The following is a 12,610-nucleotide window of genomic DNA, read 5'->3' as shown; positions in this document are numbered from 1 at the left end:
GCGGGCCCAGTGGGGGAACTCATGGCGTCGCATGTTAACGCCTCGGGGGTCCCCCGCGCGGCGGGAGGGCTGGGTCGGGAGGTATCCGTCCCGAATTGTCCCGCGCGCCGTATGGGCAGGTCAGAGCCCGAATCGAGCGTCGGTGCGAGCCCGCCGGGGCCTTGGCGGCGAGAGCCGGGCCGCGGCCCGGCGGGCACGGTCCCGCGCGCGGTCCGGGCCCTCCGTCGCTGGAACGATTCGGCGGGCATTCATGACAACTTCCGGAATTCACGGCTTTACGGCTTTTACGTCACCCACGGGCGCCCGCGCCGCCCGTGCTCCCTGCCGCGTCTCCCTACCGCGTGACCCGCAGCAGCTTCTCGTCCGTGGGCAGGAGCAGCCGGCCGGTGGCCAGTGCCGCGGCGACGCGCAGTGCCCCGGTCAGCGGGTCACCCTCCGCCTCGACCCGCCGGGCGTGCGGCAGCAGTGCGTCGAACGCCGTGCGCAGCGGCGCCAGAAGCGGCTCTCCCAGATGCAGCAGGCCCCCGGTGAAGGCCACCACGCTGCCGTCCGCCGCGGGGCAGACCGCCGCTGCCGCCTCCGTCAGGTGCCGCGCGGCCCTGTCCAGGACGTCCGCCGCAACGGGGTCGTGCCCGGCGCAGGCCGCGACCTCGGGCGCGAACGACGCCAGGACGGCCGTCCGGTCGGCACGCGGATACAGCATGCCGGGCAGCTCGGCCGCCGGACCCCACAGCGCCTCCATACGGGCCAGCAGCGCGGGGGAACCGCCCGTACGCCCGTCATGGGCGCGCAGCGCGGCCTCCAGCCCGGCCCTCCCGATCCAGGCGCCGCTGCCGCAGTCGCCCAGCAGGTGCCCCCAGCCGTCGGCGCGGCGCCAGCCGCCGGCCGCGGTGAGGTCCGTGCCCGTCGCGATGACGCCGGTGCCGACGGCGACGACGGCGCCCGGCGTCTGACCGAGCGCCCCGGCGTACGCCGTCACGGCGTCGGCGGCCAGCGCGAGCCGCCGCACCCCGAACGCCTCCGCCAGCGCCCCGGGCAGCTCGGCGCGCAGCTCCGTGCCGAGCGACGCCATGCCGGCGGCGCCGACACACACCGCGTCGAACCGCCGGGCCCCCGTGTCCCGCATCAGATCCTGCGCGGCCGGCACCAGTTGCTTGAGCAGCTGATGGGCGTCCAGGCCGTTCGGGCCGGTGCCGATCGGCTCCTGGGAGGTGTACGAGGCGAGCGGCCGCGCGTCCCCGCCGTCCGCGCGGGCGACGGCGATCCGCAGCCCGGAGCCGCCCGAGTCCACGCCGAGGACATGACCGGGCGCCGGGCCTGCCGCACCGCTCCTGGGCTCAGCCAAATCCGCGCGCGTCCTGCTTGAGGGCGGTGTCCACGGTCAGCGCCGTGGCGACGACCAGGCTCCGCAGCGGCTCGGGAAGCTGGACGTGGACCTGCAGGACGTAGTTGTCCGCGGTGGTGAACATCGTCTTGGCCAGGCCCTCCCAGGTCTTGGTGATCCGGGCGACCTCGGTGTCGGTGTGGTCGACGATGGCGAAGTTCCAGGCGCGCCAGTTCTCCGCCTTGATGGCGCCGACCTGCCGGCCGCCCGCCATCATCGCGAAATTGATCTTGCCAATGGCGTTCTGCTGCACGATCTCGCCGACCGGCTGCCCGTCGGGCCGCTCCACCAGCACCTTCGACTTGATGAACTTCGCGGGGCGGGTCAGCGCCAGCTGAGGCTGCCCGTAGGCGTCGCGGATCTCCAGCCGGTGGGTCATGTACTGGTCGAGGCTGGAGACGATCCGCAGTACCTTCTTCGCGGTGCTCTGGCCGACCTGGACGACCGTGCCGAGGGTGTTGCCGTGCTGGTCGAAGACGCTGTATTCGTTCGTCACCTCGATCAGCTTGGCCTTCTGGTTCACCACCAGGACCGGTTCGGTGAACAGCGTCCCGCCGCCCTGGGCGGTGGGCGCGACCCCGGCCTGCTGCTGCACCTGGTACTGCACCTGTCCCGGGTTGCCGCCCGGCTGCTGCCCGTAACCCGGCTGCGCTCCCGGCACCGGGCCGCCGTGCATCGGCTGACCGGCTCCGGCGTGCTGCCCGACCGGTACCGGCTGCCCGGCCTGCGGCGCGAGCTGCTGCGGCATCGGCTGCCCGGCGCCCTGCTGCTGGGGCGCGTACGCCTGGCCGGGGCCCTGCTGGCCGTACGGCTGCCCGCCCTGCTGCTGAGGGGCGCTCTGCTGCCCGGCCTTCACGTACGACGGCTGCTGCGCTTGCTGCTGCTGGGCCTGCTGCGGGGCCGATGCCTGCGCCTGGGCCGGACGGCCCTCGTGCGTGTGCTCGGTCCACCGGGATCCGTCCCACCAGCGCAGCCGGTCGGGCGTGCCCTGCGGGTCGGCGTACCAGCCCGCAGGGATGTTCGCGTTCGTCATGCGGGCACACTATCCCGCAGGGTCAGGGCAGTCTCCAGTCCACCGGCTGTGCGCCCTGCCGCACCAGCAGGTCGTTGGTCCGGCTGAACGGGCGCGAGCCGAAGAACCCCCGGTCGGCCGACATGGGGGAGGGGTGCGCGGACTCCACCGAGGGCAGGTCGCCGAGGAGCGGCCGAAGATTGCGCGCGTCGCGGCCCCACAGCACCGACACCATCGGACGGCCCCGGGCGACCAGGGCCCGGATGGCCTGCTCCGTGACCTCCTCCCAGCCCTTGCCGCGGTGCGCCGCCGGTTTGCGCGGCGCCGTCGTCAGCGCCCTGTTGAGCAGCAGGACGCCCTGTCGCGTCCACGGCGTCAGATCGCCGTTGGACGGCCGCGGCAGCCCGAGGTCGGAGGCCATCTCGCGGTAGATGTTCTCCAGACTCCCGGGCAGCGGGCGGACGTCCGGCGCGACGGAGAAACTCAGGCCCACCGCGTGACCGGGCGTCGGATACGGATCCTGCCCGACGATGAGCACCCGGACGTCGTCGAAGGGCTGTTGGAAGGCGCGCAGCACATTGCTGCCCGCCGGGAGATAGGTACGCCCCGCGGCGATCTCCGCCCGCAGGAACTCGCCCATCCTGGCGATCTGCCCGGCGACCGGCTCAAGTGCCTTGGCCCAGCCGGGTTCGACGATTTCATGAAGAGGTCGTGCAGCCACGACCGTCACCCTACTGGCCGCAGGGTGATCCTCTTCAACCGACGGCCCGATCCGCCGCCCCGCTCAGCCGACGGCGACTGCCCGTACGCACAGCACGTCCGGCAGGTGGGAGGCGAGCTGCTGCCAGCTGTCGCCGTCGTCCGCGCTGGCGAAGACCTCTCCGTTGCGGTTGCCGAAGTAGACCCCGGCGGGGTCGGTGTCGTCGACGCACAGCGCGTCCCTGAGCACCGTGCCGTAGTGGTCCTCCCGGGGCAGGCCGTCGCTGAGCGCCTGCCAGCTCGCACCGGCGTCCTCGGTGCGGTACACCCGGCAGCGGTGCTCCGCCGGGACACGGTCGATGTCGGCGGTGATGGGGAAGACGTACGCCACGTCGGCCCGGCGCGGGTGGGCCGCCGCCGCGAACCCGAAGTCGGAGGGCAGCCCGCCGCCGATGTCCGTCCACTGCGCGCCCGCGTCGTCGCTCCGGTAGACGCCCCAGTGGTTCTGCAGATAGAGCCGGTCCCGGTCCACCGGGTCCTGCGCGATCTTGTGTACGCACTGTCCGAACTCCGGGTCGGGGTCCGGGAGGAACACGGCCTTCACGCCGCTGTTCGACGGGGCCCAGCTGCGGCCGCCGTCCTTCGTACGGAACACACCGGCGGCGGAGACCGCGACCGTCACCGCGTCCGCGTCCCGCGGGTCCGTGATCACCGTGTGCACCGCCAGCCCGCCTCCGCCGGGCTCCCACCGCTCCCGGGACGGGTGGTCCCACAGAGGGCGTACCAGCTCGAACGTCTCGCCCCCGTCCGCCGACCGGAACAGTCCGCCGGGCTCCGTCCCGGCGTACACCACGTCGGGCGCGGCCGGGCCCGCCGGATGGAGCTGCCACACCCGCTCCAGCGAAGTCTCCGTGTCCGGCGGGTACGTGACGGGTGGGCGGGGCGGCTCCCGCCAGGTCTCGCCGAGGTCGTCGGAGTGGAAGACCGAGGGACCCCAGTGGGGGCTGTCCGCGCCGACCAGCACCCGGGGTGTCGGACGGCGGGTGTCGATGCCGATCGCATACACCGCCTGCGCGGCGAAGTGCGGCCCGCCCAGCTCCCAGTCGCCGCGCCGCCGCCGGCCGATGAACAGTCCTTTGCGTGTGCCCACCGCGAGGAGGACGTCTGTCTTGTGCGAAGTCTTGCCGGATGCCATGCCGGACACCTCCGGGACGCCGTTGTCTCAGGTGTCGTTCAGTCTGCACCCGACCACTGACAACGGCCCTCCGGCGCCCCGTTCGCGCAGGTCAGCACGTGTGTGCCTGCCGTTCTCGGCCGGCTCCGAGCGGCTGGCTCCGAGCGGCCGGCTCGGAGCCGGCCGCTCGGGAAACGGGAAGAGCCGGCCGACCGGGGAAACGGGAAGAGCCGGCCCCCTGTCACCAGGGGACCGGCTCTTCGCCGTCGTGCGGCCGTGCCGCGTCAGTGCCGTTGGTTACGGCCGATGGTCACGCGGTAGATCACCAGGACGATCACCGACCCGATGATGGCCGCGATCCACGTCGACAGGTGGAAGAAGCCGTTGATCGACTCCACCCCGAAGATCACCTTGCCGAGCCAGCCGCCCAGCAGACCGCCGACGATGCCGATCAGCATGGTGACGAGGCATCCACCCGGGTCCTTACCCGGCATCAGTGCCTTCGCGATCGCACCCGCCAGCAACCCGATCAGGATCCACGCGATGATTCCCATGGCAGCTCACCTCGTTCACAAATAAGATCAAAACGCTTCGACTCTGGTGTTTCCCGCTTTTGCGGATCGAAACACTGCAAGTGCATCGGTTCTCTGTGCGACCCCCTCCGGCGCGTCTGTAACGACCGCGGCGCTCAGGGGCGCCACCGGCGCCGGCCGGCCGTCCGCTCGTACGGCTGCGGGTCCGGGTAGGTCAGCAGTTCCAGCGTGCTGCCCCAGGGGGTGCGCAGGTACGCGAACCGGTTGCGCGCCCCTTCCTCCGGCCCGGGCAGGGGCTGCGGCGGCCCGAGAGGCACCGCGCCCGCCACCTCGGCCCGCGCCACCGCGGCGTCCAGGTCGTCCACGTAACAGGCCAGGTGCTGCCACCCCAGGTCGCAGGGGACGACGGGGGACCGCTGCCGCGGTCCGGTGAACTCGAACAACTCGATGCCGGGCCCGTTCGGCAGGGCCAGCATCCGCATGGCCGCCTGCGCGGTGCCCGGCGGCACCCCGAGGCGCCGCTCGACGTCCTCGCCGCCGTTGGGGCCGTCCTCCCGGGGCAGCGTGTCGTACAGGACCTCCGCGTCCAGCGCCGCCGCGAAGAAGGCGGTCGCCGCGTCGATGTCGGGAACCGTGACGCCGATGTGGTCGATGCCGCGCGTGGCCATGTGCGCGTCCTCCTCGGGTGCCGCGGAAGGGGGCGGCGATACGGGGGCGGGGTCGCCCCTATGTCCAGCACGGCCGCGGCTGAACGGCCATGCGGTCCGTGATCCGGCCACTGCCCGGGTCTCCCACGCTGAGGCACCCCGCGGCGGAGCTTGCGGCGAAGCTCACCCGGGGCGTCAATAATCGCTCGAACGAGATGTCCGGGGCCCTTATCGTGAGCCAGTCGGCTCAGGGCGGTGCTCCGGGCCGGACGGCCGGTCGCGGCGGTACGGGGGTACGCCGCGAGCCGGACGGGCAGCGGCGTGGAACGACGTGCGGGGCCGGACCCATCGAGGGCCGGCCCCGTTTGCGTGCGCCGACGCGGTGTCCCACGAAACCCCCTCACGGCAAGTACGAGATCCCTCGTAGTTTGACAGCTCCCGTACTACGAGGGTTATCGTACGAAGCGTCAAGCCGAAGCATCACCGAACGCGGGAGTCCGTCGTGAGCGCACTGTTCGAGCCCCTCACCCTCCGGTCGCTGACCATCCCCAACCGCATATGGATGGCTCCCATGTGCATGTACTCGGCGGCGCCGGACGGTCCGGAGCAGGGCGCGCCCAACGACTGGCACTTCCAGCACCTGGCCTCGCGCGCCGTCGGCGGCACCGGGCTGATCCTGACCGAGGCGACGGCGGTGAGCCCGGAGGGGCGCATCAGCCCGTACGACCTGGGGCTCTGGAACGACACGCAGACCGCCGCGTTCCGCCGCATCACCGACTTCCTGAAGGTGCACGGCTCCGTCCCGGGCATCCAGATCGCCCACGCGGGGCGCAAGGCCTCCACCGAGCGTACGTGGGTGGACCGCGGGGCTTCGATCGCCCCTGGTGAGGGGTACGGATGGCAGCCGGTGGGCCCGAGCCCGCTGGCGTTCGACGAGGCGTCCGCCGAGCCGGCGGAGCTGTCGGCCGAGGAGATCCAGGAGATCGTCGGGCAGTTCGCGGCGACCGCGCGGCGGGCTCTGGAGGCCGGCTTCGAGGTGGCGGAGATCCACGGCGCGCACGGCTACCTGATCAACGAGTTCCTCTCGCCGTACACCAACCGGCGCACCGACGAGTACGGCGGCTCGTACGAGAACCGCACCCGGTTCGCGCTGGAGGTCGTGGACGCGGTGCGGGCCGTGTGGCCCGAGGAGCTGCCGGTGTTCTTCCGGATCTCGGCGACGGACTGGCTGTCGGAGAACGCGGACGACGAGCGCGAGGGCTGGACCGCCGACGACACCGTGCGCTTCGCCGCCGACCTGAAGGCGCACGGCGTGGACCTGCTGGACACCTCCACTGGCGGCAACGCCCCCGGGGCGAAGATCGCGGTGGGCCCCGACTACCAGGTGCCCTTCGCCGAGCGGGTCAAGAAGGAGACCGGGCTGCCGGTCGGCGCGGTCGGTCTGATCACCGAGGCCCAGCAGGCCGAGAAGATCATCGTGGACGGCCGGGCGGACGCCGCCCTCATCGGCCGTGAGCTGCTGCGCGACCCGTACTTCGCCCGCAACGCGGCCCGCGAGCTGGGCGCCGACGTCCACGTCCCCAACCCGTACCACCGCTCCTGAGGCGTAAGGCCCGCCCTGCCGGTCCGGATCCCGTACGCCGGGTGCCCGGTCGGCAGGGCGGGCGCCTTCGGGTTGTGTTGTCATGTCCGCGTCAGTAAGCACCGTGTCGCCGGTCACTACGGCACCCCGTGCACAACGAAAGAGCGGTGGGGTTAGCATCTGAGCACCGCCTAGCTCGAAAGATGGACCTGTGACTGTCAACGAGGACTCGTTCACAAACTGGAAGAACCGCGAGGAGATCGCGGAGTCGATGATCCCGATCATCGGGAAGCTGCACCGGGAACGGGACGTCACGGTCCTGCTCCACAGCCGCTCCCTGGTGAACAAGTCGGTGGTCAGCATCCTGAAGACGCACCGATTCGCGCGCCAGATAGCCGGCGAGGAACTCTCGATCACCGAGACGTTCCCGTTCCTTGAGGCCCTCACCGCTCTCGACCTCGGTCCCTCCCAGATCGACATCGGCCGGCTCGCCGAGACGTACAAGGCCGACGAGCGCGGCCTGTCGGTGGCGGAGTTCACCGCCGAGGCCGTCGCGGGCGCCCTGGGCGCCGACAAGATCGAGCGCCGGGAGGGGCGCGACGTCGTCCTCTACGGCTTCGGCCGCATCGGTCGGCTCGTCGCCCGGCTGCTCATCGAGAAGGCCGGCTCCGGCAACGGCCTGCGGCTGCGCGCGGTCGTCGTGCGCAGGGGCGGTGAGCAGGACATCGTCAAACGCGCCTCGCTGCTGCGCCGCGACTCCATCCACGGCCAGTTCCAGGGCACCATCACCGTCGACGAGGCGAACAGCACCATCGTCGCCAACGGCAACGTGATCAAGGTGATCTACGCCAACGACCCGTCGGAGGTGGACTACACGGCGTACGGCATCAAGGACGCCATCCTCATCGACAACACGGGCAAGTGGCGCGACCGCGAGGGGCTCTCGAAGCACCTGCGCCCCGGCGTCGACAAGGTCGTCCTGACCGCCCCGGGCAAGGGCGACGTCCCGAACATCGTGCACGGCGTCAACCACGACACGATCAAGCCGGACGAGCGGATCCTGTCCTGCGCGTCCTGCACCACCAACGCCATCGTCCCGCCGCTGAAGGCGATGGACGACGAGTACGGGGTGCTGCGCGGTCACGTCGAGACCGTCCACTCGTTCACCAACGACCAGAACCTGCTGGACAATTACCACAAGGCCGACCGCCGCGGCCGCTCGGCGCCGCTCAACATGGTCATCACCGAGACCGGTGCCGCCTCCGCCGTCGCGAAGGCGCTGCCCGACCTCCAGGCGAAGATCACCGGCAGCTCGATCCGGGTCCCGGTGCCGGACGTCTCGATCGCGATCCTCAACCTCCAGCTCGCGCGCGAGACCAGCCGCGAGGAGGTCCTCGAACACCTCCGCGACGTGTCGCTGACCTCGCCGCTGCGGCGTCAGATCGACTTCACCAGCGCCCCCGACGCGGTCTCGAACGACTTCATCGGCTCGCGGCACGCCTCGATCGTCGACGCCGGTGCCACCAAGGTCGACGGCGACAACGCGATCCTCTACCTCTGGTACGACAACGAGTTCGGCTACTCCTGCCAGGTCATCCGCGTCGTCCAGCACGTCTCCGGGGTGGAGTACCCGACCTACCCGGCGCCGGTGACCGGCTGATCCGGACACCCGGCTGAACCGGACCAACGGCCGACCCGGCCGGTCCGGTTGTCCGGACACGAGGCGGCAGCAGGACGGCGACCGGCCCTGAAGGGCGCTCAGGTCACTCTCCCGCTGCCGCCGTCGGCCGTCCCCACAGGCCGGCACCGCAGCCCGTCACCACAGGCCGGTGCGACCGGCTGTCACCACCGGCCGTCACCGTACCGCCGGTGCAGCTCGCTGATCTCCTGATCGTCGCGGGCGGCCATGGACCGCGTGCGCCGTACGCCGGCTTCTATGGCGAAGAGCACGAGCCCGCCGACGAGTACCGACCCGAGCAGTAACACCACCACGAATTCCACCTCCACCTCCTACCCGGCGCCCGCCGTGTTGCAACGGACTCTCCGGCGCGCACCGGAACCGGCCCGCCGGTCACGGCGATACGTGGAAGCTGTACGCATGGCCGCAGGCGTCACAGGCGAAGCGGCCGTTCAGTCCGTCGTTGGCCGTCTGGCAGCGTGGACACGGGGCGGTGGTGAAGTACTCCGGCCGCCGCCCGGCCGCGTCCCCGGTGGCCACGCCACCCGGCCCTGATTCACCCTCTGTCATCCGGACGCTCCACAGTTGCACGACCACCCGCCATCCGGTCCCTGAATCACCTGAGCACCACACCGGCTGCAATACATGACTGCTCCTCGACCCGCACCACAGCACCCCGCGCTCAGACCGAGTACACCTATCTCAACATCGCCACGCCGTTATTCAGAGAATGTCCGGAAACAGCGTGGCGTTCCGGATGCGGGACGCCGCACGGTCCTCCGGCGCACATCGCGGCGCCGACTGTCCCACCAGGACGCCCGCGAAGGAACCCGCCCCCTGGGCGGCCGGCGCCTTTCAGCCAGGCGCGACGTCCACCCAGGCGATCCGGGTGGCGGGATCCGGCGCGTACGAGCAGTACGCGCCCGTCCGTACGCTGCGCTCCAGGTGCTGCCCGAGGACCGGATCGTGCGCGAAGACGCGTTTGACCACCGCTTTCAGGGCCTTGGTGACGCTCAGCCGGGCCCGCTCGCTGTCGGACGCCGCCCGGCGGTCGCGGCCGCCGAGGCCGACGGCACCGGCGAGCTGCTCGGTCACGGCGTCGAGTTCGATACGGGCCTGTTCGGCCCGCCCGGTGTCGTGGAAACGTTCCGCCTCGTCCAGTTCCTCGGCCAGCTCGCGCAGCCGCCTGCGGTAGGCGCCCTTCGCCCGGGCGTCGAGGACCGGCCCGGCGTCGCCCGTCCCCGGGGACACCGGCCCGTCCGGCGCGGCCGGGCCGCCCCGTGCCGTACCGCGGCCGGCCGCTGCCAGTTCGCGTGCCGGGAACTCCCGGTCGGGCGCGGCGAGCAGCCGGGCCAGGTAGCCCAGACCCACCGTGTGCTTGAGGTGGACGGTGCGGCCGTCGTGGGCGAGCGCCCAGTAGTCCCCCGCCTGCGCAGCGACGCCTGGTGCGGCGCTGCCGACGGCGTGTCGCCGGGGCCGCGCGGTCCGGCCGGCGCGGGGGTCGGGAGCGGCGGGTCCGTACCGAGTTCCGCCGCGGTGACCAGCACGGCGGTCGCGGGCGGCCACTGCCGGCCGTGGTCGCGTGCCTCCTCGAAGCGCCGGTCGCCCAGTTCCCTGCGGGCCTTGGCGATACCGGCCGCCCGCCAGCCCTTGAGGAACGACAGCAGCGCGGCGCCGGACTTCTTCCGGGCCGTGTCCGACGCGCCGAACAGCGCGGCGGCCTGCTCGTGGTGCTGGTCGGACACGGCCAGCATGGCGGTGATCTGGAAAACCTCGGCGAGGCCCCACGGAGCGTCGAGCCGGTGGAACAGGCGCAGCGCCTCACCCGTACGGGCACGGGCGTCCCGCACGTCACCCAGGCCCCACGAAGCGGTGGCGAGGGTGAGTTCGGCCCAGGCGATGCTCTTCGGCTCCCCGGCCTCGCACAGCAGGCGGAACGCCGTCCGGCCGTGGTGCTCCGCCTGCGCGAAGTCGCTCCGGGTGACCTCCACCATGGCCAGGAACAGGTACGACCAGCCCACCAGCCACGGCTCGTCGGTCTTCAGCGCGGCCGTCAGCGACTCGCCCAGCGTCTCGACCGCGGCGTCCGGGTTCCCGAGCAGCAGCGCGCCGAACCCGAGGTACTGCAGGGAACACACCAGTCCCGGCAGGTCACCGTCGCGCCGTGACAGGCGCTCGGCCTCGGAGCAGGAGAGCCAGGCGCGCTCCGGGTCGCCCTGGATCACGGCGAGCAGACCCAGCCCGTTCAGGGCCCGTACGCGGCCTTTGGCGGCGGCGTTCCGGTCGGCTGCCAGCGCCCTTTCGAGCCAGACGCGTCCCTCGGCATAGCGCCCCTGTACGTCCCAGAAGGACGCGAGGGCCCCGGCCATACGGACCGCGCCGTCGATGTCGTGGGAGGTCAGCAGCCATTCGAGGGCGGCACGCAGATCGTCGTGCTCGGCCTTGAGCCGTTCCAGCCACACCGCCTGGTGCGGGCTCCGGAACCGCTCCCACGCCTGCTCGGCGAGGCCGTGGAAGTACGCGGCGTGCTGCGCGGACAGCGGGCCGAGCCCGCCCCGCTGCCGCAGCCGGGCGAGCCCGTAGGCGCGCAGTGTCTTCAGCAGCCGGTAGCGGGTGGGGGCGCGCCGGGGGACGACCGTCACCAGCGACTTGTCGACGAGCCGCAGGAGCAGGTCGCCCGGGCAGGCGGTGCCGGTCTCCGCCGTGGCGACGGCCTCCACGGCGTCCAGGGTGAAGGCGCCGGCGAAGACCGACAGTCGTTCGAACAGCTTCCGTTCGGGCTCGCTGAGCAGGTCGTAGCTCCACTCGACGACGCTGTCCAGGGTCCGGTGGCGGCGCAGCGGGGCCCGGTTCTCCCAGGCCAGCAGCCGGAACCGGTCGTCGAGCCAGCGGCTGAGCTGCTCGGCGTCGAGCGCGTTGGACCGCGCCGCGGCCAGTTCGATGGCCAGCGGCAGACCGTCCAGCTTCCGGCAGATCTCGGCCACCGCCGCCGCGTTCGCCTCGGTGACCGCGAAGCCCGGCTCGACCGCCGCGGCCCGGTCCGCGAACAGCCGGACCGCGTCGTACTCCAGGACGGCGGCCCCGGCGGCCTGCGCGGGCGGTGTGGCGAGCCCCGTGACCGGCCAGAGGGCTTCACCGGGGATGCCGAGACGCTCCCGGCTCGTCGCCATGACGCGTAGGTTCCGGCAGGCGGACAGCAGCGGCAGCACGAGCTGCGCGACCGCTTCCACGAGATGTTCGCAGCAGTCCAGCACCAGCAGCATGACCTTGTCGCGGAGCCGCTCCGCCAGGACGTCCGGCAGCGTTCTGCCCGCCTGTTCCTGGACGTCCAGGCCCGCCGCGACGGCATGGGTGACCAGCAGCGGCTCGCTCAGCCCCGCCAGTTCCACGAAACGCGCTCCGTCCCGGTAGCGGGACGTGAGACTCGCGGCCACCTCGATGGCGAGCCGGCTCTTGCCCGCCCCGCCGGCCCCGGTCAGGGTGACCAGCCGGTTCCGTTCCAGGCGCGCGCGGACTCCGGCGGCTTCGCGGTGCCGGCCGACGAAAGGCGTCAGCGGCGCGGGCAGTTCCTTCGATCCTCCGGCCGACACCATCTTCGACGCTCCAACCCAGCGGCGCATCGAAGCGCCACCCCCCGGTCGCGAGAATAGGTTCGCGGCGGGCGGCGAAACAACCGAAACCGGCTTCGTGTTCGGCCGGTAACGGCTCTGACCTGCGAGTTGTGCAGGGCGCCGACCGGCCGGCGGGGCCGGCGAGCTGTGCGGCGCCACCGGTGAGGCAGGGGCTGGAGCGGCGGCACGGCTGCCGCGGGCGTACTACTCCTACGGCGGACGGCCTCCGTCGGACGGCCCGGTCCGGGGGAGTTTTCCCGGGTGTTACGTGAATTTTCACGGTGTTCCCC

12 protein-coding genes are annotated in these 12,610 nt (G+C 72.1%); 2 read left to right on the top strand and 10 right to left on the bottom strand.

From position 1 onward, the window contains the following. Positions 1-334: 334 nt before the first annotated feature. From ACEXOX_RS03960 to ACEXOX_RS03935, 6 genes are all read right to left on the bottom strand, one after another. The gene (locus ACEXOX_RS03960; RefSeq protein ID WP_406519111.1) at positions 335-1,345 is read right to left on the bottom strand and encodes an N-acetylglucosamine kinase; all 1,011 of its coding nucleotides are present in this window, start codon (positions 1,343-1,345) and stop codon (positions 335-337) included. Continuing rightward, positions 1,338-2,417, bottom strand: coding sequence for a phospholipid scramblase-related protein (locus ACEXOX_RS03955; protein WP_406519110.1), 1,080 nt, complete (start codon positions 2,415-2,417; stop codon positions 1,338-1,340). The genes ACEXOX_RS03960 and ACEXOX_RS03955 overlap by 8 nt, the downstream gene beginning before the upstream one ends. 22 nt (positions 2,418-2,439) lie before the next feature. Continuing rightward, positions 2,440-3,117, bottom strand: a complete 678-nt coding sequence (locus ACEXOX_RS03950) for a uracil-DNA glycosylase (RefSeq protein ID WP_030019129.1) — start codon at positions 3,115-3,117, stop codon at positions 2,440-2,442. Positions 3,118-3,180: 63 nt separating this feature from the next. Beyond that, positions 3,181-4,290: a WD40/YVTN/BNR-like repeat-containing protein gene (locus ACEXOX_RS03945; protein ID WP_406519109.1), complete on the bottom strand. Its 1,110-nt coding sequence runs from the start codon at positions 4,288-4,290 to the stop codon at positions 3,181-3,183. Positions 4,291-4,553: 263 nt separating this feature from the next. Continuing rightward, complete coding sequence (locus ACEXOX_RS03940) at positions 4,554-4,823, bottom strand: GlsB/YeaQ/YmgE family stress response membrane protein (RefSeq protein WP_030019131.1); 270 nt, start codon at positions 4,821-4,823, stop codon at positions 4,554-4,556. A gap of 134 nt (positions 4,824-4,957) precedes the next feature. After that, positions 4,958-5,470: a VOC family protein gene (locus ACEXOX_RS03935; RefSeq protein WP_406519108.1), complete on the bottom strand. Its 513-nt coding sequence runs from the start codon at positions 5,468-5,470 to the stop codon at positions 4,958-4,960. Positions 5,471-5,951: 481 nt separating this feature from the next. On the opposite strand from ACEXOX_RS03935, the gene ACEXOX_RS03930 reads away from it, so the two are divergent. Continuing rightward, positions 5,952-7,052, top strand: coding sequence for an NADH:flavin oxidoreductase/NADH oxidase (locus ACEXOX_RS03930; RefSeq protein ID WP_406519107.1), 1,101 nt, complete (start codon positions 5,952-5,954; stop codon positions 7,050-7,052). A 190-nt stretch (positions 7,053-7,242) separates the two neighbouring features. Continuing rightward, positions 7,243-8,691, top strand: a complete 1,449-nt coding sequence (locus ACEXOX_RS03925) for a glyceraldehyde-3-phosphate dehydrogenase (protein ID WP_406519106.1) — start codon at positions 7,243-7,245, stop codon at positions 8,689-8,691. Positions 8,692-8,873: 182 nt separating this feature from the next. Here the strand turns inward: ACEXOX_RS03925 and ACEXOX_RS03920 are convergent, their stop codons facing one another. The 4 genes from ACEXOX_RS03920 to ACEXOX_RS03905 form a co-directional block, all read right to left on the bottom strand. Further along, on the bottom strand, positions 8,874-9,023 hold the full coding sequence (locus tag ACEXOX_RS03920; protein ID WP_406519105.1) for a hypothetical protein: 150 nt from the start codon (positions 9,021-9,023) through the stop codon (positions 8,874-8,876). A gap of 79 nt (positions 9,024-9,102) precedes the next feature. Continuing rightward, positions 9,103-9,279 (bottom strand): hypothetical protein, encoded by a 177-nt coding sequence (locus tag ACEXOX_RS03915; RefSeq protein ID WP_406519104.1) that lies wholly within the window; start codon positions 9,277-9,279, stop codon positions 9,103-9,105. Positions 9,280-9,564: 285 nt separating this feature from the next. Next, positions 9,565-9,804, bottom strand: a complete 240-nt coding sequence (locus ACEXOX_RS03910; protein WP_406519103.1) for a hypothetical protein — start codon at positions 9,802-9,804, stop codon at positions 9,565-9,567. Continuing rightward, entirely contained in the window at positions 9,801-12,302 is a 2,502-nt protein-coding gene (locus ACEXOX_RS03905; RefSeq protein ID WP_406519102.1) for an ATP-binding protein, read from the bottom strand. The genes ACEXOX_RS03910 and ACEXOX_RS03905 overlap by 4 nt, the downstream gene beginning before the upstream one ends. Positions 12,303-12,610 lie beyond the last annotated feature (308 nt).

Source organism: Streptomyces sp. Ac-502, from assembly GCF_045222935.1.
GTDB classification, from domain to species: Bacteria; Actinomycetota; Actinomycetes; order Streptomycetales; family Streptomycetaceae; genus Streptomyces; species Streptomyces monomycini.
This window is presented reverse-complemented; position numbering and strand designations above follow the sequence as displayed.